This is a genomic window from Sphingomonas sp. NIBR02145, from assembly GCF_027359115.1.
GTDB classification, from domain to species: Bacteria; Pseudomonadota; Alphaproteobacteria; order Sphingomonadales; family Sphingomonadaceae; genus Sphingomonas; species Sphingomonas kyeonggiensis_A.
The window spans coordinates 4287698-4306705 of sequence record NZ_CP114791.1 but is presented as its reverse complement, the minus strand read 5'-3'; the positions used below and the strand labels follow the sequence as shown (position 1 = coordinate 4306705).

Here is a 19008-nt window from a genome sequence, read left to right as displayed (position 1 = left end):
ATGGCAGCCGCGCGCAGGCACGGCGCCGGCCTTGCTGTCGTGTCGCATGATCCCCCGTTTCGATCAGCCGTTCAGACGGTCACGGGAGTGGATCGACGCGGGTCCCCAAGTCAATCGAGGCACAAGAAGTTGAGACGCAGGACCAAAGGACTGAGACGCGGCGCAAAAAATCCGCGCCGATTAGGACGTTATTCGGCGAGCCGGTTCATCCAGTCGCCCCACATCATCATCCGCTCGGGCGGCGACAAGGCCAGCTTCTCCGGGTCACCGGCCAGCCGGTCGACCTTCTGGAGCCCGCGCATCGCGCGCGCCTCGCTGGCGGTGTAGCCATATTCGCGGCGGAAGGCCCGGCTGAAGCTCGCTTCGTCGGGAAAGCCATAGGTCAGCGCGATCTCGCTGATCCGGCGATGCTCCTCCGCGCTCGACAGCAGGTCGTGGATGCGCTGGAGCCGGCGCTGCTGGATGAAGCGGGCGACGCCCCCGAGCGGGCGGAACAGCCGGTAGAGGCTGGCGCGCGACATCGCCAGGCCCTCCGCCATGATCTCCGGTCCGAGGTCCGCCGAGGTCAGATGCGCATCGACGAAGCGCCGTGCGCGACCCAGCTGGGTGGCGTCGAGCACGCTGCGCGTCTGGCTTTCGGTGCCCTCGCGCGGCTCGAGGCAGGAGCGCATCATCGCGATCATGCTGTCGGCCATGGCCGGGCCGTCCGCATTGTCCAGCCCGCTCGCCTGGCTCGCCAGCACCTTCATATAGTCGGCAAAAATCCGTCCCCGCGCGCCGGTGACGATCCGGCCGTGCAGCGCGGCGATGCCATGCATCGCGCCGTCGACCATGTCGCGCGGCACGAAGATGCACAGGCAATGCATGGGAGCCAGCGGCAGCTCGATCGGCTGGCCCAGGTCGATGACGAAGAGCAGCCCTTCGGGGTTTTCCCGCGTGAAATCGAGCCGGATCAGATAATGGTCGATGCCGTCGGTGCGGATCTTGGCGGCTGTGCGCGAATAGGCGAGCGCATCGACATCGGTACCGCCGAACGCGATCCGTCCCATCAGATAGGTGAAGGCGGTGCCGCGGAACTCGGATGCATCCCCACACGCGGGAATCTCGAACATCGGTGCCATGGCACGGTGCCAGGCTGCGAAACGCTCGCACGCGGGGAAGTCGTCCGTCGAGAAGCGTATCAGCGGAATGCGGGAAGCGCGTTGGGCCATGCCGCAGCTTGCCCCGCAAAGCGAGGCCGCTCAATCCCCCAGCTGTCCAACCCGTTGGTCCTGAAGCGGAATGCTGGTTGGTCCTTCGCTCTTGGCGCCTCGCGGGCGATGTCGAAGGGGCGCGGGAATAATGGGCGTACACACGGGGGCTGGGTAGCCCCCGGGGTCCGCGCGTTCGCGAGCGCCCGCGCATGCACGCTTGCCTTGGACCGGGGGGCGCGGCGGCGGCTGACGCACAGCTCGCGCGCGCACGCCGCCCCGCCTGCGGTGTCGGCAAGGGTGCGTCTCCTCTTTTTCTTACATCGCTTTGTTCCGCGACCGCGCTCTACGGCAAGCCGCCGGGCCGCGCTGCGCGCGTCCCCGTCCCTTCGGGTGACGATCGCTGGCGCGGGACTGTGGTCGGCGCTGGCAGCGCCGGCGTTGTCGGCCGGGCCTTGCGCAAGCGAGGTGGCCGGCACGCCCTTCTGGGCCCGCTCGGCCAGGGCGCAACCCGGCCTGCGGTCCGGGTCCTCCACTCACGTTCCGGCCTGCGGTGCGCCCTGCCCTGTGCCGCGGGCCCGTGCGGGCGTCCTCGCCGCCCACCCCGCTTTCGCAGGGCCGGGTGTGGCTTTTTGGTCGAGGAGGCTGGGCATGGGCAGGGTTCGCGGGCGTCGCGCGGGGGGAGCTGCTGGAGGCGCTGCGCGCCCCTCGCTCTATGACGAGGTGACGGCACGGATCGTCGCCGAGCTGGAGGCCGGGCGCTTCCCATGGGTGCGGCCTTGGGACAGCGCCGCCGCCGCGCCCGGCCTGCCGCGCAACGCCGCCTCCAACCGCGCCTATTCCGGGATCAACGTCCTGATCCTGTGGGGCGAGGGGTTCGCGCGCGGCTATGCCTCGCAGGGCTGGCTGACCTTCCGGCAGGCCATCGAGGCCGGCGGCTGCGTCCGCAAGGGCGAGCACGGCGTCGGCGTGGTCTATGCCGACAGGTTCACCCCCGAGGCGGAAAAGGAACGCGCCGCTGCCGAGGGCGACGCGGCCCGCGCGGTGCCGTTCCTCAAGCGCTTCACCGTGTTCAACGTCGCGCAAGTAGCGGGGTTGCCCGAGCGCATGCTGGCAGGCGCCGCGCCGCTTCCCGAGCGCGAGCTTGTGCCCGTCGCCGAGGCGCTGATAGCGGCTTGCCGAGCCGACTTCCGGATAGGCGGGGCCGAGGCCTATTATGCGCCGGGCGAGGACTATGTCCGGGTGCCGCCGCAGCCCGCCTTTCGCCACCAGATCGATTATTACCGCACCGCGCTGCATGAGCTTGGCCACTGGACCGGGCACCCCAGCCGTCTCGCGCGCGACCTCTCCAACCCGTTCGGCAGCGCCGGCTATGCCCGCGAGGAACTGGTCGCCGAGCTGGCGTCGGCGTTTCTCTGCGCCGCGCTCGGAATCCAGCCGAGCGTCCGCCATGCCGATTATCTCGGGTCGTGGCTCGCGGTGCTGCGCGCCGACAATCGCGCGATCTTCCGCGCCGCCAGCCTCGCCAGCAAGGCCGCCGACTATCTGCTCGCCTTGGGGGCCGAATCTCCTGTGCTGGGAGAGGCCGCATGAGCCTGCTCACTCCCGAGCTGCGCGCCGTGCTCCGCGCGCAATATCGCAGCGAGGCGACGGACAAGCGCCCGCTGGTCAAGCTGTTCCATCCCCTCTCCGCCGCGACATGGCTGGCGAGCGAGATGGCCGAGGACGGCGACGCGCTGTTCGGCCTCGCCGACCTCGGCTTCGGCTGCCCCGAAACTCGGCTGGTTCTCGCTGTCCGAGATCGCGGCGCTGCGCCTGCCCTATGGGCTACGCATCGAGCGCGACCTGTATTTCGCGACCGACCTGCCGCTGACCGATTGGGCGGACTGGGCGCGCAAGGCGGGGTCGATCCTCTGGGCCGAGGCGCTCCTGCGGCGCGCGCGCCGCACCGCATCCGACCTGTCCGACCGGTTTCCGCCGCCCGAATGACGGCGCGGAAGGCGCGCGGCGCGCCGCTTCCGCCGCATAACCGAAGCCGGTCCCGCTCACTGTCCAGATGCACGGGACCGGCGCCCACAAGGAGCAAGACCGATGAAACTCGACTTCCTGCCGCTCGACAAGCTCTATGTCGACAAGGCCAATATGCGCTTCGCCAAGCGGGCGCCCGACGTCGCCGACATCCTGCCGAGCGTCCGCAAGCGCGGCATCCTCCAGACGTTGATCGTCCGGCCCGGCGACGAAGACCGGTTCGGCATTCTCGCAGGCGCCCGGCGCTTCCGCGCCGGGGAAATCGTCGCGGGCGAGCGCACCGACGCCGACGTCCCGGACCCCGAGCCCTTCCTCTTCCCTTGCGCGATCCTCGAGGCCGGCGACGATGCCGCCGCCGTCGAGGCCTCGCTGATCGAGAACATGGCGCGGCTCGACCCCGACGAGGTGACGCGCTGGGAGAGCTTCGTCCGGCTGGTCCGCGAGGGCCGCTCGCCCGAGGAGATCGCCGACACCTTCGCGCTACCGGTGCTCGCGGTGCGGCGGACGCTGGCGCTCGGCAACCTCCTCCCGCGCATCCGCGACCTCTACCGCCGCGAGAAGATCGACGCGGCGACGGTGCGCCACCTGACGCTTGCCAGCAAGGCGCGGCAGCGCGACTGGCTCGCGCTGTTTGATTCGCCCGACTCGCATTGTCCGACCGGCTGGCAACTGCGCGGCTGGCTGCTCGGCGGGCAGGCGATCAGCGCGCATCATGCGCTGTTCGACGTGGAGGAAAGCGGGCTCGCACTGGTCGCCGACCTGTTCGCCGAGCAGCGTTATGTCGCGGACCCCGACGCCTTCTGGACCGCGCAGAATGCGGCGATCGAGGCGCGGCGGGCAGCCTATCTCGAGGCCGGCTGGAGCGCGGTCGAGATTATCGGCCCCACGCAGCAGTATCAGGGCTGGGAGCAGGTGAAGACCCCGAAGCGCAAGGGCGGCCGCGTCTATATCGAGGTCCGCGCCAATGGCGAGGTCGTGTTCCACGAAGGCTATCTGACCCGCAAAGAGGTCAAGCGCATTGAACGCGGCGAGACGCCCGAGGCGGCGCAGGCCAGGCAGGTTCGGCCGGAAGTCAGCGGGCCGCTGCAGGTCTATATCGACCTGCATCGCCATGCTGCCGTGCGCGCCGCCTTGCTGTCGCGGCCCAAGGTCGCGTTGCGGCTGATGGTCGCGCACGCCATCGCCGGCTCGCCGCTCTGGCGGGTCGAGGCCGAGCCGCAACTGGCGCGTAGCGACGCCATCGCGGAGTCGGTCGAGACCTGCCGGGGCGAGACGGTCTTCGACGCCAAGCGGCGGCGGATGCTGGCGGTGCTCGGCTTCGATCCCGAGGCCCCGACGATCCGGGGCGGGCATGGCGGACACGGCGTCGTCGGCGTCTTCCTCGCCCTGCTCGACCTGCCCGATGCCAAGCTGATGGACGTGATCGCGGTGCTGATGGGTGAGACGCTCGCCGCGGGGAGCGCGGCGGTCGAGGCAGTCGGGTCGGAGCTCGGTGTCCGCATGGCGGACTGGTGGCAGGCCGATACCGCCTTCCTCGAACTGGTCCGCGACAGGGAAGTGCTGGCGCATATCGTCGCCGACGTGGCCGGCCCCACCGTCGCCGATGCCAATGCCGGCGAGACCGGCAAGACGCTGCGCCGGATCGTCGCCGACCATCTGGCCGGTGCCGGAGGACGCGCCAAGGTCGAGCACTGGATACCGCGCTGGATGGCCTTCCCGCCTAGCGCCTATACCGCGCGTGGCGGCGTCGGCACGGTCGCCATGCGTGCCGAGGTCGAGGCGGCGCTCGCGGCGCACGTGCCCGAGTCGCAGCCGCAGCCGCTCGCGGCCTGACCTTCGAGGGGCGGCGTCCTGCCGCCCCTTTTTCCTAGCCCCGGCACCAGTTGGGCTTCGCCTTCCCGCGCGGCCACCAGCGCGCGATTCCCTTGTCGACCAGCGTCGCGGCGAGGTCCCGGCCGTCGAGCCGTACCCGGGCCACGGAGCGGTTGTGGCTGCGCCCCACCCGCTCGATCTCGACCGTCCGGCCCTTGAGCAGCACGATCGCGGCCCGGGTCGCCTGCTTGCCGCGGGCCAGCTCGGCGCTGCACTTGGCGTTGCCGGGTTGCGTCTCGGGCGCGTCGATCCCGGCGATGCGGATGCGCTCGCCGCTCTCCAGCCGGAAGGTATCGCCATCGGTCACCCAGGCGACGACGCCCGATTGCGGGGCGGGCGCGGCGGCGATCAACAGCAGCGCCGCAATGGCGAGCGCCTCAATGCGCGCCACGCCGGATCACCATCCTGGTCTCCCCGCACAGCGAGCAGACATCCTTTCGGCGCTCGAACCCGCCTACGCCTGCGAGCTCGCGGGTCCTGATATTGGCGTGCTGCCGGACGCTCAACGCCAGCCGCTCCGCGATGCAGTCGTCGCATACCGGCTCGGGCGCCAGCCGCTCGATCAGGGCGCGGACCTGGTCCGATGTCGTCATGTCGCTTCCCTCGGTCCTGCCATATTGCCCTTTGCATCTAGTGGGTTCGGGCCGGTGGCGGCAAGCTGGATGGTTCGCGCGCGGCGTACCCGTTGCGGCGCGGGCATCACGCCCGGGATTCCCGAAAGCCGCACGCGGCCTCTCCACGATGGCTGTCTGGCACCGCGCGCCCTGGGTCAGCAACGGCGTCGCCGGCTTTCTTCCCCGGCTTCGGGCTTCTCCCTGCGCCTTCCTCGCGAGGCAAGAAAGCCGGCTTTGGCCGCCCTTCGCTTTCGCTGCGGCCCGGCCCTGCGGGGCCGGGTGCATGCCGGCCGCTGGCGGCGCCGCCTCGACGCCATCGAGGCCGCAATGGCGCGGCTTCGTAGGAACGAGGAGAAATACCATGGCCACCATCGGCAGCTTCACCCGCGACGAGTCCGGCGTGTTCACCGGCACCATCCGGACCCTGACGCTCAACGTGAAGGCGAGCATCCGGCCCGCGACCAAGGACAATGACAAGGCGCCCGACTACCGGGTCGTGAACTCGGGCAATGTCGAGTTCGGCGCCGGCTGGACCAAGACCTCGCGCGAGGACCGGCCCTATGTCTCGGTCAAGCTCGACGATCCGTCGCTGCCCGCCCCGATCTACGCGACGTTGGTCGAGGGCGAGCAGGGCGTCCACAACCTGATCTGGTCGCGCTGAGCCCCTCGCGTCCCGCGCCGACCGGCGCGGGACGCAGCCTTGCAGGGGGTGTCGAAATCGCACGGGTCGGTTTTCGACACTCTTCGCCGGGTGCCTCGTCCGCCATCCCCGGTGCCGTTCGAAGCACCCGAGGAGTTGCGGCATGGACGGCGACGATATCGACCGGGCGGCCAGCGCCAAGCGCGGCTCGCCCTTCCTCAACACCGAACAGGCGGCCGCCTATCTGGGCCTATCGAGCCGCTCGCTGAAGCGGCTGCGGGTGCGCGGCGACGGGCCGGTGTTCCGCCGGCATTGCCGCTTCGTCCAATACCATATCGACGACCTCGACGCCTGGAGCCGCGAGCATAGCGCACGCGGGATCCGGCCATGAGCCGACGCCGTCCGCCCGGCGACGCACCGCTGCTCGCCTGGGGCGAGGCTCGGCATAGCCATCGCCAGCGCGAGCTCCGCCGGCTGCGCCTCGCCATTCTCGGCAGCGCCGCGCTGGTCCTGCTCGCAGCGCCGCCGGTCTATGGCCCGGCACCACGCCTGGTGTGGAACGCCAGCGCCAGCGCGCCGACCGGCCTCTACTGGGTATGGCCGGGCGATGCGCCCGCACGCGGCGAGATGGCGATAGCCTGGCCGCCGCCGCGCTGGCGCGCGCTTGCCGCCGAGCGCCATTATCTCCCCGCCAATGTCCCGCTGGTGAAGCGCGTCGCCGCCGCGCAGGGTGACCTGGTCTGCGCCTCCGGGCCCGAGGTCTCGGTCAACGGCGTGCGCGTCGCCACGCGCGTCGAGCGCGATCCGAGCGGCCGCGCACTTCCCTGGTGGCAGGGCTGCCGCCGGCTCGGCCCAAGCGAATATCTGCTGCTGATGGATGCGCCCGGCTCATTCGACGGACGCTATTTCGGGATCAGCGCGGGCCATGACCTGATCGGCCGGGCGAGACTGATATGGCGGTGCTGACCCTTGCGCTCGCCGGCGCACTGGCTCTGGCCGATCCGGCCAATGGGGTTTCGCGCTGGTCGGCCGAGATCGACGCGGCCGCGGCACGCTGCGGCGTCCCTCGCGACTGGATCGCGCGCGTGATGCACGCCGAGAGCGCGGGCCGGACGACGCTCGACGGACAGCCAATCCGCAGTCCCAAGGGCGCGATCGGGCTGATGCAGCTGATGCCGGCGACCTGGGAGGAGCTCCGGCGCGAGCTTGGGCTTGGCGACGATCCCGATTTGCCGGCCGACAATATCGTCGCGGGGGCCTGCTATCTGCGGCGCATGTACGACCGCTTCGGCTATCCTGGGCTGTTCGGCGCGTACAATGCCGGGCCTTCGCGCTACGCCGCCTGGCTTGTCGGCGAGACAAGGTTGCCGGCCGAGACCATCATCTATTTGCGGCGCGTCACCGCCGCTGCGCCGGCACCGACCGAGAGGGCCGCGAGCCCGCGCGAGCCGCTGTTCCTCGTCCGCCGCGAGGTGCCCCCGCCGAGTGTCACGGTCCCGGCTGCGAGCCAGATGCCGGCGATGTTCGTGATCCGCCGCGAGGTGCCGTGACATGGTGAGGGTGGGAAGGCTCGTCGTGAAGTCCCAGCATGACGGGCGGCAAAGCGGCCCTCAAGGCCCATGGGCACCCCCCAATTTGCTCCGCAAATCGGTTCCCCCCATGTCCGCTTCGCGGCGCCTCCGCTCGCGCTCCGGCGGCCCTGACCGCCGCTTCGCCGTCCGTCTTCGAGACGCTGTCCTCGATGGTGAGGACCGCAAGCGGAGACTGATCATGGCACAGCTTCTATCCATCTCGGACGCGGCCGATCGCGTGATGGCGGCACTAGTCTCGGGGCTCGAGATCGAGTTTGGACGGCAGGCGGGCGCAGCGCTCGCCGAACGTTTCCTCGATGCCGAGGAGGCCGATTTTCTCTGGGACGCACGGGTCGAGGAGCGCTGGCTCGGCTGCTATTTCGGCGGTGGGGAGAGCGAAATCGAACTCGACCGGGTGCGGATTCTCGCTCGGATCGACGGGGGCTGGTTCGTTGCGGTGATGCTCGTCGACGGCGATGGCGACGCGCACGGGATGCTCGGCAAGCGCAGCTTCGGGCGCGCGGAGCAGGCGCGAAGGGCGTTCGCGGATGCGTGAAATGCTCCTCGGATCGGGCCGGGATGCGCTGCGGCACAGGCAGCGTGTCCCGGCTTTCTTTTTGCGCCTTGTGGGAGGCAGGGTGGAGAGACAGGGAAAACAAGATAAAGGCAGTGTCTCGCGACCCTGCTCAAGTGACTGTCTGCACATCCTTTTTTCGCGAGATTCGGCGGCGACGGCGCGAGACAGGCTCTTGGCAACTGGCGGAAATCCGCCGTTTTTGGTGCCTTTCCGCGAGCCTCCGCGAGGCCGGCGGTGAGCGAGGACGAGTTCACGCCCAGGCTGGGCAAGCCTGGCGCGAAGGACGCCAAGCGCCTGGTCAAATATGGCGGGCGCGTCCTCGCCGCAGCGCGCCTCGCGGGCAGCAAGACCGGCGTACTGTCGCGGCGCTTCGATGGCAGCCGGATCGGCCGCGGCGCGAGCATCGGACGGCTGCTGTCGAGCCGCGACCGGTTCGCCGGGGCCCGGGCGCGGCGCGCGATGGTCAAGGTGCGGCTGGTGCGGATGGCCGGGAGCGGCCTCTCCGCCGCGCGCGCGCACCTGCGCTACATCCAGCGCGACGGAGTGACGCGCGAGGGCAATCCCGGCGAGCTCTACGGGCGCGACATGGATGCCGCCGACGGCAAGGCGTTCCTCGATCGCTGCGCCGGCGACCGCCACCAGTTCCGCTTCATCGTCTCGGCCGAAGACGGCGCGGAATATCCCGACCTCAAGCCCTATGTCCGCCGGCTGATGGCGCAGGCCGAGCATGACCTCGGCACCCGGCTCGACTGGGTCGCGGTCGACCACTTCAACACCGACAATCCGCACACCCACATCATGCTGCGCGGCGTCGACGACCAGGGGCAGAATCTCGTCATTGCCCGCGAATATATCGCGCACGGGCTCCGCGAGCGCGCCGCCGAGCTCGCCACGCTCGACCTGGGTCCGCGTACTGATCGCGAGATCCAGGACCGGCTGCGCCGGGATGTCGAGCAGGAACGGCTGACCGCGATCGACCGCCGGCTGCTTAGGCGGATGGACGCCGACCGGATCACGGGGCCGAAGCACAACGATCCGTTCCAGCAGGCGGTGGCGACCGGACGCCTGCGCAAGCTGGGGGCGATGGGGCTCGCCGAGGATCTCGGCAACGGCCGCTGGGAGCTAGCCGACGGGCTGGAGGATACGCTGCGCCGGATGGGTGAGCGCAACGACATCATCCGGCTGATGCAACGCGAACTGACCGCGCGCCGGCTCGAGCGGGCGCCAGCCGACCGGGTCATCGAGAGTGAACTGCGGGAGCCTGTGATCGGGCGCGTCCTCCGGCGTGGCTTCTCCGACGAGCATCGCGATCGTCATTACCTGATCGTCGATGGTATCGACGGCAGGGCGCATTATCTCGACATCGGCCGCGCCACCGCGACCGATCTTACCCCCGAGGGCGCGATCGTCCGCGTGGCGCCGCGGGCGGCCGGGGTCCGGGAGGTCGATCGCACCATAGCCTCGGTCGCCGCGTCGAATGACGGGCGCTATTCGGCGGAGCATCATCTCGAGCACGATCCTCAGGCCGGCCGAGCATTCGCCGAGGCGCATGTCCGCCGCCTCGAGGCGATGCGGCGGGCGGGGCTCTCCGAACGACTGGCGGACGGAAGCTGGGCTATTCCGGAGGACCATGTCGAGCGGGCGGTCGCCTATGAGACGCGGCAGCTTTGCGACCAGCCCGTCGCGATCGAGACGCTGTCCGCGGTACCGCTGGACCGGTTGCCCGGCGCCGACGCCGCAACCTGGCTTGATCATGCGCTTGGGGCGGATGAGCCGGTGGTCGCGCGCGACGCCGGGTTCGGGCGCGAGGTTCGCAGCGCGCTTGCCGCGCGCCGGCAATGGCTGGTCGAGCAGGGCCTGGCGGACGAAGCGGGGAGCGGCATCCAGCTGAGGCGCGGGACGATGGCCCTGCTGCAGCGCCGCGAGCTGCTGCGGATTGCCGGCGAGCTGACGGACGAACTCGGCAAGACCCATGTCGAGGCCGTACGAGGCGGGCGCATCGAAGGGCGGCTGACCCGGCAGATCGAGGCGGTGGGCGGGCGCTACGCGCTGGTCGAGCGCAGCCGCGAGTTCAATCTCGCGCCGTGGCGACCCGTCCTGGAACGACAGCTGGGCAAGCCGGTCGCGGGGCTCATCCAGCGCGACGGGATTAATTGGCAGTTCGGGCGAGACCGCACGGGACCCCAAATCTCATGAAGCAATTTCGGCTTCTCGCCTCAATAGCGACCGTCCCGAATCGCGACCGACATCATCAGCCTTCGCTTGGTAGGTATTCTTAATCGAAGGGCTTGGGAGGATTAATGTCCGACCTAATCGTGTTCGCGCTGCTGCATTCAGTTCCGATTGCGCCACTTAATGTGGCATTCATCGTTCTCGAACCGCACGTCGAGGCTCGCCCAGCAGCCAATTATACCTTGACCAAATATGCCGAGAGTATTTTGCGCGATCTCCAGCGCAATGGGCAACTCCGATACCGCCGAGCGCACCTTGCGGACGATGCCATCTCCAACCGCCTCAGATTTGCGCTGAACCGAGTGAGCGGCTGAGCTGTGTCCGACAGGCATGCCGGCTACTGAAGCAGGTTCTCCCGTGGTGGCGATCCTTGTTGGGTACACTGGCAACCCGTTGCCTGGCAGCGGACGGAGTGTACCGGATCGCGCGGCGACGGATCCTGCGAAATGTCTCTTCAATGAAGTCGCCATCCCTCGGCCGACACAAGCGGACGGGCACGATCGCAAGTTCAGCGATGTTCAAGACGCCTTGAAGGCGGGACCCTAGAGGCGGGCCACTGACTGAACATTGCCTTCCAAATCTGCACCGGACTGGCTTGCGACGCCCGCCCAGCATTAGCGGATGGACTTTGCCCGAAAATTTTGCCGTGATCCGGGGAGTCTACAGGTTGAAGATTTTCGGAGTTCCTATGTCCACCGGGCCCGGCCAGCAAGACCACGACTCAACCTGGGCTTGGCGGGGTACGGCCCCCTGGTCGAACGGCTTTCATGATGCGCTGCGGAGCTGGATCGAAACGCCCGAGGCGATGATTGAGGCGGTGCGCAGCGAAGCCGCCGCCATTGAGCGAGTGCTTAAGGCTGATTTTGGACCTGAGGAAATGCGGATCTATCCGCTCCTGCGTCCGGAAAGCTTGGCCGCCGCGCTTGTCGATGCATCGGGTGACGTCGTTGTCGCCAGCGCCGTGTTCGCCGCCGAAGGCGCTGCAAGCCACATCGACACCGAGATCGTCAGCCAGGTGCTTCGGACGGGTCGCGGCCATGTCGCACCCGTCGCCGTCGAAGCGCCCGACGGCCAGTCCGACCCCGCGATTTTCGCCTATAGCACCGCCACCGAAGCCGCTTCCTGGGTGCTTCCCCGAGAAATCCGAGAGCGCCCCGAACTCGGCGGTGGCCATGTCGTGGTCCTGGCGACGATTACCAGTCTTCGGGCGACACCCCTTAAGGCGGCCTGCGAGAGCTTCGGGCTGACGGGCCTTCAGACGCGCGTCGCGATGGCTACCATCCGCTGCGGTACGATCAAGCAGGCGGCCGCTCAGTTGGGAATATCCTACGATACCGCGCGGGAGAGCCTGTCCGAGGCGATGCGGCGCGCCGGCGTGGACCGACTTCCCGCGCTGGTCGCCAGCCTCGCCTCGCTGGCCTTCGGCGTCCTCCCGCAGAGGTCCGGCGTGCCCTTGCTCGAGGATATCTGGGGGCTATCTTCGCGCCAGGCGGCGCTCGCGGGCCTGATCGCCGAGGGCTTGCCCCGCGAGGTGGCGGCGCGCCGTCTCGGCATGTCCGCTGCCGCGGCCAAGAAGGAACTCGATCGGATCTATGCCGGCCTCGGCGTCTCCAGCGCCGCGGCACTCGCGCGCACCGTAGTGGAAGCGCAGGCGCTCTCCTGCACCACGGCGGCCACGCGCGGCTATGTCGCGCTTCCCCACGACCATGCCGAGCCGTTGCGCATGCTGCCGCGCGAAGATGGCAGCAGGATCGCGTGGAGCGACTATGGGCCCGTCTCGGGAAAGCCGGTGCTGGTCGTCCATAGCAGCATGACCTCGCGGCCGGTGAGCCGCAGCCTGGTGGCGGCGCTCCAGGCGGAGGGCTGTCGCCCGATCGCGATAGACCGGCCCGGATTCGGCATGTCCGATCCCATTGCCGGCGCCGAGCCGGGCGGGCATGATCCATTCGCCGCAGCGGTGCCGGACGTGCTGCGGGTGTGCCGGAAACTGGATATCTCGATTCTCGACGTCGTTGCGCGAGGCGGCGCGCAGCATGTGTTGGCACTGGCCGATGCCGCCCCCGGCCTGATCGACCGGGTAGTGTTGGTCAATCCCGATCCGCACACCGAGGAGAAGGGTCGCCGGGCCGGGCCGCTCGGCGCGGTCAAGGAAGCCTATTATCGCAACCCGCGCCTCGTCGCGATGATGGCGCGGCTGATATCTGCCCATCTCACTCGGGAACGGCTGCTGCGCATGATGGAGCGCTCCTTCGCCGGGAGCCCACCCGACCAGAAGGCACTACGCGACCCGCAAGTCGTCACCGACTATTACCGAGCGGTCCGGATGTTCGCGGCGGGCCGGGTTGCCGGCTATGTCAACGAGCAGATCGCAATGGCGACCGCGGCGCGCCCCTCTCCCCGCAAGGGTACGCACCGCTGGTCGGTGATGATCGGCGAGCACGATACGCTCCACGATCCTGCCGATGTGCGCGCTTATTGGCGGGCGGTGCTGCCCGATGCGCGGTTCGTGGACGCGGAAGGGTCGGGGCGATTATTGGCTTTGGCCGAACCCGGCCGTGTCGCCCAGGCCTTGCGCGAGATTTCCTCCCGCCAGGAATAACGCCTCCACACGGGTCAACGGGATTTCGACACCCCACAAAAGGGGATGTGCCCGCTCGGAACGACGCAGCAGATTTCCCGCATCAACCGGATGCAGGAAGCTGGCGCCCGGCAAGAGGAGGGAAGAGCATGCGAACCAAACCCGTTCTGATCGCCATCGCGTTCGCCGTGATCGCCGTGCCAAGCGCCGCCTATGCTGGGGAGCGCATCTGGGGAAGCGGCGAGACGCGCACTTCGGCTATGGACGACGCGGAGCGCCGCGGCAGGGTCGTCGCAGCCGAAAAGCATACATGCATCACGACCCACGCCACGCCGCAGAATTGCACCCAGGATGCCGGCGGCTGGTCCTGCTGGGTCACGGTCGCGAACGAGCAGGGAAGTTGCGCCAACTAAGGCTCCCGGCCACCGATTTCCAAGACCCGCCCCGTGCCCGAGCGCACGGGGCAGCAGGACATTGATCATGCGACAGCATCGCAGCCTTCTTCTCGCCGGCCTTGCCGGCGGATTTCTCTTGCTTGCGGGCGCGCCGGTCTCGGCGGTCCCCAACCCTGGTCCCATGGCTCCGCAATCCGGCACGGCGTGGGGAATCACGGAAATGCAATGGCGTACGCTCACCGGGCCCGAACTGCGGCGCCTGGCGGGTTTCCCCGGCTCCGCAGCCGCTGTGCTCGCCGCCGCACAGAATGGCGACCCGCGCGCCATGGCGCTGATCTCGGGCGCCTATGCGACGGGATCCGGCGTGCCTCGGAACGACAGCGAGGCGTTCCGCTGGGCGCAGCGCTCCGCGGCGACGGGCTTGCCCCTTGGCATCCATGTTCTCGGCCTCGACTATTTCTACGGCACCGGCGTTGCGCCCGATCCGGCGCAATATCTGCGCCTGCTTCGTCAGGCCGCCGACGCAGGTTCGATCGTCGCCGCGGGCGAATATGCCAAGGCGCTGTTCCGCGGCGAGATCACCGCGAAGGACCTGGCGGGAGCGCTGCGCTACGCCAAAATCGGTGCAGAAGGCGGGATCGCAGAGAGCAAGATGCTCTATGGCACGCTGCTCTACGACCGCTCGCTGGCCGGTCGCAATCCGGCCGAAGGCGGCAAATGGATCCGGGCGGCCGCCGCGGACGGCTATGACTTTGCCCGCAAAGCTGCTGCGGCGCTCGATGCCCAGGACGGTTTCTCGGCGTCGGCGAAACAGCTGTTCGTGTCCAACTTCGGCAACAGCCTTGTCGGTGCCCACACCGTGATCGCGGCGGCGGACGATCCCTGCGTCACCCAGATCGTCGTCGATCTGAACGGCACCACCGGATCCTTCCTCGTCAACTGGCAGGAAACGGTAGTCGCCAGCGCGGGCAATTCGTTCCTCAATCTGTCCGGTGCGATCCTCAACGGCACCCAGCGGGCGGGGGACGATGTGCGGAACAGCCTCGGACTCTCGCTCCACCGCGACCAATCGGACGCGCCCGAGGAACAGGACCGCATGTTCGAGCTCGCTTCCTCGGCAAAGCGGGTGTCCGACATCTGCCACGCGCTTTGAGGCCGCCGGCGCGCGCATGCGGCGGGCGATTAAGACAAAGGAGAATATGGCAATGCGAGCGAAGTTGATCATCGGCACCGCCGCAGCCTTCCTGCTGCTAGCCGGCGCATTGCCGGCCGGCGCGCAGAGCGGCAACCACGGCTATTGCTATGTCTATGGGTCGGACATGAAGACCGTCTATGTCTCGGACCCCTATCCGGTCCCGAGCGGCCCCGACATGTCCTTCCAGCAATTTGGCGACTATCTCGGCAAGAACCAGGGCGTCACTAAGCGGCCGGGATGCGATTCGGGATATAATGGACGGGCCGTCGCCACTCAGGCGCGCCAGAATCGGATCAGCGAGGCGCGGCAACAGGGCATCAGGGTTGTTGAGGTGCGCTGGCCGCTTTGACGCAGAGTGAAGGCCGGACTGCGCTCGCTTGGGGTTGGGTTTATGATCAGGACCGTCTGTATCGTTTTCGTGTTGCTGGCCAGCGGAACCGCCGCCGCACAAGGCCGTATGTCGGACTATGTGCGCGGCATTTACGAGGAGCGTTGCCTCAAGGAGGACGTCTCGGCGTGCCGTGAACTATTGGCCGAGGATTTCGGTGTGCCCGCTGCAACCCGGGCGCGCGCGCTAGCGGTTCGTGGTCAGGCCTTTATGCGGAGCAACGCGATTGCCGATGCGGCTGCCGACTTCGCCAACGCCCTGAAGATCGCCGAAACCCCGCAGGACCCGGCAATGGCCAAGCTGGATGCCGCGCGCGGCGTTTCGAGCCTCACGTCCGAGTGGCGCAGCATGGTACAGGCAAGACTGGCCGACGCGCTGCTTCGACGCACCGATAAGGCCAATGCCCGTGTCGCGGTGGAAAAGGCAATCAAGCTCGATAGCCGCAATGGCTATGCCTATTCGATCCGTGCACGATTGAGCGGAAGCGACCAGCAATGGCCGGCCGCGCTTGCCGATTTCGATCGGGCGATAGAGCTTGGGATCACGGACACGACCGAGCGAGCGCTCAGCCTTTATCGCCGGGGCCTCGTTCGCGGCATGCTCAAGCGGCCGGCCGACAGCCAGATCGCCGATTTCACGGCGGCACTGGTCGCTGACCCGAGCCTTTCGGCTGCTCTGGAAGCGCGAGCGGGCGTCTACCAGGATCTAGGCCGGTACGAAGAAGCGCTGCGCGACTATGATGCGCTTACACTGCGCGAACCCAAATATGCCGCGGGCTTCAACGCCGCGTGCTGGACGCGGGCCGCCTATCTCAAACGCGATTTCGAGAAGGCCCGCGAACAGTGTGACCGTGCGTTGGCTCTGGCGGCCGAACCGAACACTTATGACAGCGCCGGTCTGGTCGCCCTTCAGCAGCAGCGATGGCAAGATGCCTGGGCACTTTACGACAAGGCGGTCAAGGGCGATGCCAAAATGGCGTCCGCGATGTACGGTCGTGGGATCGCGGCCAAACGCCTCGGTCGTAGGCCCGAGGCTGAGGCGGACCTTGCCGCTGCTATGCGCATGGAAGCGCGGGTTGCGGCGAACTACCTATCTTATGGGCAGGCACCGTAGCGCAGGGCGACTGGGTCTCAGCCGCCTCGGTTTGACTGCGCCTAATTGGTTCGAAAGCCGCCCATTCAAAAACTACGTACTAAATGTCGACAATACCCGTCGGGGCACCAGACCGCAGCGAGAATGCGCTGACCCAGGCCGTGACCCAGGCGGCCGACAAAGTCGGCGACGCCGCAAAGTAGGTGACCAAATAAGGTCGCATGAAAATCGGCAATGGGATTTACCCCCATCCCATTGGGCAGCAACTCGCCGCGTTGGCGACGTTCTCAAATTCCCCATGTTGAAGACCGCCGCTCAGGCGGCGAGATCGAATGAACGCGGGAGCAGGGCTTCCAGCTCCGCCGCTGGCACGGGCCGGCTGATGACATAGCCCTGCACGAGATCGCAGCCGATCGAACGGAGAAAGGCGAGGCATTCTTGGTCCTCGGCCCCTTCCGCCACCACTTTCAGCCCCAGATCATGCGCCAACTCCACCGTAGAGCGCACCAGCACCCCGTCGCCGCGGTTCTGATGCGCGAACTGGACGAAGCTGCGGTCGATCTTGAGCTCGTTGAGCGGCAACTGCTTTAGATAGCTGAGCGTTGACTGGCCGGTGCCGTAATCGTCCATGGAGATCGCGATGCCGAGATCGCGGAACAAGTGCAGCGCGGCGACCGCGGCCTCCGGATCGTGCATCGCGGCGGATTCGGTCACTTCGAAGGTCAGCGCGTCCGGCTCGATGCCGCTGGTGCGGATCAGCTCACGCAGCATCGCGATGAACTCGGCCGAGCTCAGCAGCTTGACGGAGAGATTCACTGCGCCGGTGATGCGATGGCCGAGCGCGTGCCAGCGCCGTAGGTCGGCGATGGTCTCGGCAACTACGTGGAGCGTCAGCGCGGCGATGCGGTCGTTGCGCTCGGCGAGCGGGATGAACAGGTCAGGGCGCAGGAAGCCGCGCGTGCCGTGGTGCCAGCGCACTAGCGCCTCGACGCTGGCAATCCGGCCCGAGCGCAGATCGAGCTTGGGCTGGTAGACGAGATGGATCTCGCCCTTGCCAATCGCCTCGTCGAGCTCGCCGAGCAGCGAAAGCTCGCGCTCGATCGTCTCGTCCTCGCCGGCGTCATGGACATGCCAGCGCCCGCCAGAGGCCATCGCGCGCTGGGCGGCGAGCGCGGCATTGGCGACGCAGCGGTCGGGCGAGGCGGCCGCCGCTTCCGAGGCGAAGCCTATCGCCAGCGTGACATCGACCCGTCGCCCGCCGATCTCGACCGGCGCCAGCATCGCCGAGCGCAGAGAGGCGAGGCGGGACTCGAGCGCCTCCTCGTCATAGCAACGCCAGGCGAGCACGCGGTCCTCGACGCGGTAGACGGTGCTGCCTTCCGATACGAGCGCGATACGATCGCGAACGCGGCGCACCAGTTCGGTGATCGCGGATGCCGGGAGTCCGGCCGCCAGCTTGTCGAACTCGGCCAGATGCGCAGTGACCACGCCGATTCCGGCATAGCTGCGCATCGCCTCGCGCAGTGCCAGGCGGTTGGGCAGGCCGGTACCCGCGTCGTGCATCCGCCGGCGGCGTGCCGCAGCGGTGGCACGCGTAGCCAGCGCCAGACCGCTCGCCGACGTGATCGTGATGAAGGCCGGGATCATCGGCAGCAACCAATGGCCAGCTGCATCGGCCAGCGCCGACGTGGCGAACAGGATGACCGGACTGGCGAGGGTCGCAGCCGCGAGATGCTGGCGCGTGCGCATGCGGAGGATCGTCCACCCGAGCAGCGCGGCCAGCACCAACGGCAGCGGCCAGCCCGCCTCGCGCGGGAGGCCGCGGCGCAGTGTCTCGGTAGCCAGCGCCTGGATGACCACGCCAGGGATCACACCGTAATTCGGCACGGCATAGCGATCGCCCATCTCCACCGCGGTCGCGCCGATCACCACGTCCTTGCCGGCGATGGCGCGCGAATCGAAGCTGCCGTCGCGGATGTCGATGAAGCTGTGCCGCGGAATCGTGTTCGGATCGATCGCGAAGTCGATCGGGAAATCCTGGTCGGCGGTGCCGTCCATCCCCGCGATCATCGCCGACAGTGACGGGCGCGGCAGCCCATCAGTCATGGTGCCCAGCGGCGCGCGGCGGACATAGCCATCAGCATCGGGCAGGATGCTGACCGCAGCGAGCGTTGCGTGCTCGCGCAGCTGCGCGGTGGGTAGCGAGTCGGTCCAGCCTTCCTGGCCGCCGCCCGCTTCCTGGCCGAAGGTGGGCAACACCACCTTGCCCTCGGCGCGGTCGAGCGCGGCGGCGAAGGCGGCGTCTTCGTCCGGCACCGGCGATTGCGACGAGAAGTCGACGTCGAATAGAATCGAGGCAGCGCCCGCTTCGCGTAGTCGATCGATCAGCCGGGCATAGTTGCTGCGCGGCCAGGGCCATTTGTCGATCGCGCCGATGCTGCGCGCATCGATCTCGACGATATGGATCTGGCCGCTGGCGGGATGCTGGCGCAGATGCCAGCCCGCCTCGCGAAGGGCCCGCTCGCCGCCGACGCCGACGCCCGACATCCCTGCCGCAATGCCGGCGAAGCAACTCAGCGTCAGCGCGGCGATCCGCCAATGGCCCTTTAGAAATTCGATCGCCTTCATGCGTCCGT

The 19008-nt window shown here is 68.3% G+C and carries 18 protein-coding genes and 1 pseudogene; 15 read left to right on the top strand and 4 right to left on the bottom strand.

The window, feature by feature from the left end:
- Nucleotides 1-188: 188 nt before the first annotated feature.
- On the bottom strand, nucleotides 189-1121 hold the full coding sequence (locus tag O3305_RS19725; protein ID WP_269574051.1) for a helix-turn-helix domain-containing protein: 933 nt from the start codon (nucleotides 1119-1121) through the stop codon (nucleotides 189-191).
- A gap of 720 nt (nucleotides 1122-1841) precedes the next feature.
- Between O3305_RS19725 and O3305_RS19720 the strand changes: the two genes are divergently transcribed.
- The 3 genes and pseudogenes from O3305_RS19720 to O3305_RS19710 all read left to right on the top strand — a co-directional run bounded on the left by O3305_RS19720 (nucleotide 1842) and on the right by O3305_RS19710 (nucleotide 5051).
- Complete coding sequence (locus O3305_RS19720; RefSeq protein ID WP_269574050.1) at nucleotides 1842-2783, top strand: ArdC family protein; 942 nt, start codon at nucleotides 1842-1844, stop codon at nucleotides 2781-2783.
- Nucleotides 2780-3179 (top strand): annotated as a pseudogene (locus tag O3305_RS19715) (DUF2958 domain-containing protein). Before O3305_RS19720 ends, O3305_RS19715 begins: the two are co-directional and overlap by 4 nt.
- A 102-nt stretch (nucleotides 3180-3281) precedes the next feature.
- Nucleotides 3282-5051, top strand: a complete 1770-nt coding sequence (locus O3305_RS19710) for a ParB/RepB/Spo0J family partition protein (protein ID WP_269574049.1) — start codon at nucleotides 3282-3284, stop codon at nucleotides 5049-5051.
- 34 nt (nucleotides 5052-5085) lie between these two features.
- Here the strand turns inward: O3305_RS19710 and O3305_RS19705 are convergent, their stop codons facing one another.
- Both O3305_RS19705 and O3305_RS19700 read right to left on the bottom strand, forming a co-directional pair.
- Entirely contained in the window at nucleotides 5086-5481 is a 396-nt protein-coding gene (locus O3305_RS19705; protein WP_269574048.1) for a thermonuclease family protein, read from the bottom strand.
- Entirely contained in the window at nucleotides 5468-5683 is a 216-nt protein-coding gene (locus O3305_RS19700) for a hypothetical protein (protein WP_269574047.1), read from the bottom strand. Before O3305_RS19700 ends, O3305_RS19705 begins: the two co-directional genes overlap by 14 nt.
- A gap of 382 nt (nucleotides 5684-6065) precedes the next feature.
- On the opposite strand from O3305_RS19700, the gene O3305_RS19695 reads away from it, so the two are divergent.
- The 12 genes from O3305_RS19695 (at nucleotide 6066) to O3305_RS19640 (ending at nucleotide 16393) form a co-directional block, all read left to right on the top strand.
- On the top strand, nucleotides 6066-6365 hold the full coding sequence (locus O3305_RS19695; RefSeq protein ID WP_269574046.1) for a DUF736 domain-containing protein: 300 nt from the start codon (nucleotides 6066-6068) through the stop codon (nucleotides 6363-6365).
- A 142-nt stretch (nucleotides 6366-6507) separates the two neighbouring features.
- The gene (locus O3305_RS19690; RefSeq protein WP_269574045.1) at nucleotides 6508-6735 is read left to right on the top strand and encodes a helix-turn-helix domain-containing protein; all 228 of its coding nucleotides are present in this window, start codon (nucleotides 6508-6510) and stop codon (nucleotides 6733-6735) included.
- Nucleotides 6732-7310 carry a S26 family signal peptidase gene (locus O3305_RS19685; protein WP_269574044.1) on the top strand — a complete coding sequence of 193 codons (579 nt, stop codon included), beginning with the start codon at nucleotides 6732-6734 and terminating at the stop codon, nucleotides 7308-7310. The genes O3305_RS19690 and O3305_RS19685 overlap by 4 nt, the downstream gene beginning before the upstream one ends.
- Nucleotides 7298-7894 carry a lytic transglycosylase domain-containing protein gene (locus O3305_RS19680; protein WP_269574043.1) on the top strand — a complete coding sequence of 199 codons (597 nt, stop codon included), beginning with the start codon at nucleotides 7298-7300 and terminating at the stop codon, nucleotides 7892-7894. The genes O3305_RS19685 and O3305_RS19680 overlap by 13 nt, the downstream gene beginning before the upstream one ends.
- 220 nt (nucleotides 7895-8114) lie before the next feature.
- Complete coding sequence (locus O3305_RS19675) at nucleotides 8115-8471, top strand: hypothetical protein (protein WP_269574042.1); 357 nt, start codon at nucleotides 8115-8117, stop codon at nucleotides 8469-8471.
- 255 nt (nucleotides 8472-8726) lie between these two features.
- Nucleotides 8727-10688, top strand: coding sequence for a relaxase/mobilization nuclease RlxS (gene rlxS, locus O3305_RS19670; protein WP_269574041.1), 1962 nt, complete (start codon nucleotides 8727-8729; stop codon nucleotides 10686-10688).
- Between the two features lie 104 nt (nucleotides 10689-10792).
- Nucleotides 10793-11038: a hypothetical protein gene (locus tag O3305_RS19665; RefSeq protein ID WP_269574040.1), complete on the top strand. Its 246-nt coding sequence runs from the start codon at nucleotides 10793-10795 to the stop codon at nucleotides 11036-11038.
- Between the two features lie 374 nt (nucleotides 11039-11412).
- Nucleotides 11413-13323: an alpha/beta fold hydrolase gene (locus tag O3305_RS19660; RefSeq protein WP_269574039.1), complete on the top strand. Its 1911-nt coding sequence runs from the start codon at nucleotides 11413-11415 to the stop codon at nucleotides 13321-13323.
- Nucleotides 13324-13451: 128 nt separating this feature from the next.
- On the top strand, nucleotides 13452-13715 hold the full coding sequence (locus O3305_RS19655; RefSeq protein ID WP_269574038.1) for a hypothetical protein: 264 nt from the start codon (nucleotides 13452-13454) through the stop codon (nucleotides 13713-13715).
- Between the two features lie 202 nt (nucleotides 13716-13917).
- The gene (locus O3305_RS19650) at nucleotides 13918-14850 is read left to right on the top strand and encodes a tetratricopeptide repeat protein (RefSeq protein ID WP_269574037.1); all 933 of its coding nucleotides are present in this window, start codon (nucleotides 13918-13920) and stop codon (nucleotides 14848-14850) included.
- A 52-nt stretch (nucleotides 14851-14902) separates the two neighbouring features.
- Complete coding sequence (locus O3305_RS19645) at nucleotides 14903-15241, top strand: hypothetical protein (RefSeq protein ID WP_269574036.1); 339 nt, start codon at nucleotides 14903-14905, stop codon at nucleotides 15239-15241.
- Between the two features lie 42 nt (nucleotides 15242-15283).
- A complete protein-coding gene (locus tag O3305_RS19640; protein WP_269574035.1) occupies nucleotides 15284-16393 on the top strand; it encodes a tetratricopeptide repeat protein in 1110 nt (369 codons plus the stop codon).
- A gap of 294 nt (nucleotides 16394-16687) precedes the next feature.
- Here O3305_RS19640 and O3305_RS19635 read toward each other — a convergent pair whose 3' ends face one another.
- Complete coding sequence (locus tag O3305_RS19635; RefSeq protein ID WP_269574034.1) at nucleotides 16688-19000, bottom strand: putative bifunctional diguanylate cyclase/phosphodiesterase; 2313 nt, start codon at nucleotides 18998-19000, stop codon at nucleotides 16688-16690.
- Nucleotides 19001-19008 lie beyond the last annotated feature (8 nt).

Excerpts from the sequence above, each read along its gene's own strand:
- O3305_RS19680 (WP_269574043.1), top strand. The coding sequence starts at position 7,298 with ATGGCGGTGCTGACCCTTGCGCTCGCCGGCGCACTGGCTCTGGCCGAT.
- O3305_RS19640 (WP_269574035.1), top strand. The coding sequence starts at position 15,284 with ATGATCAGGACCGTCTGTATCGTTTTCGTGTTGCTGGCCAGCGGAACC.
- O3305_RS19700 (WP_269574047.1), bottom strand. The coding sequence starts at position 5,683 with ATGACGACATCGGACCAGGTCCGCGCCCTGATCGAGCGGCTGGCGCCC.
- O3305_RS19650 (WP_269574037.1), top strand. The coding sequence starts at position 13,918 with ATGCAATGGCGTACGCTCACCGGGCCCGAACTGCGGCGCCTGGCGGGT.
- O3305_RS19655 (WP_269574038.1), top strand. The coding sequence starts at position 13,452 with ATGCGAACCAAACCCGTTCTGATCGCCATCGCGTTCGCCGTGATCGCC.
- O3305_RS19690 (WP_269574045.1), top strand. The coding sequence starts at position 6,508 with ATGGACGGCGACGATATCGACCGGGCGGCCAGCGCCAAGCGCGGCTCG.
- O3305_RS19665 (WP_269574040.1), top strand. The coding sequence starts at position 10,793 with ATGTCCGACCTAATCGTGTTCGCGCTGCTGCATTCAGTTCCGATTGCG.
- O3305_RS19725 (WP_269574051.1), bottom strand. The coding sequence starts at position 1,121 with ATGGCACCGATGTTCGAGATTCCCGCGTGTGGGGATGCATCCGAGTTC.
- O3305_RS19685 (WP_269574044.1), top strand. The coding sequence starts at position 6,732 with ATGAGCCGACGCCGTCCGCCCGGCGACGCACCGCTGCTCGCCTGGGGC.
- O3305_RS19695 (WP_269574046.1), top strand. The coding sequence starts at position 6,066 with ATGGCCACCATCGGCAGCTTCACCCGCGACGAGTCCGGCGTGTTCACC.
- O3305_RS19710 (WP_269574049.1), top strand. The coding sequence starts at position 3,282 with ATGAAACTCGACTTCCTGCCGCTCGACAAGCTCTATGTCGACAAGGCC.
- O3305_RS19720 (WP_269574050.1), top strand. The coding sequence starts at position 1,842 with ATGGGCAGGGTTCGCGGGCGTCGCGCGGGGGGAGCTGCTGGAGGCGCT.
- O3305_RS19645 (WP_269574036.1), top strand. The coding sequence starts at position 14,903 with ATGCGAGCGAAGTTGATCATCGGCACCGCCGCAGCCTTCCTGCTGCTA.
- O3305_RS19635 (WP_269574034.1), bottom strand. The coding sequence starts at position 19,000 with ATGAAGGCGATCGAATTTCTAAAGGGCCATTGGCGGATCGCCGCGCTG.
- O3305_RS19660 (WP_269574039.1), top strand. The coding sequence starts at position 11,413 with ATGTCCACCGGGCCCGGCCAGCAAGACCACGACTCAACCTGGGCTTGG.
- O3305_RS19675 (WP_269574042.1), top strand. The coding sequence starts at position 8,115 with ATGGCACAGCTTCTATCCATCTCGGACGCGGCCGATCGCGTGATGGCG.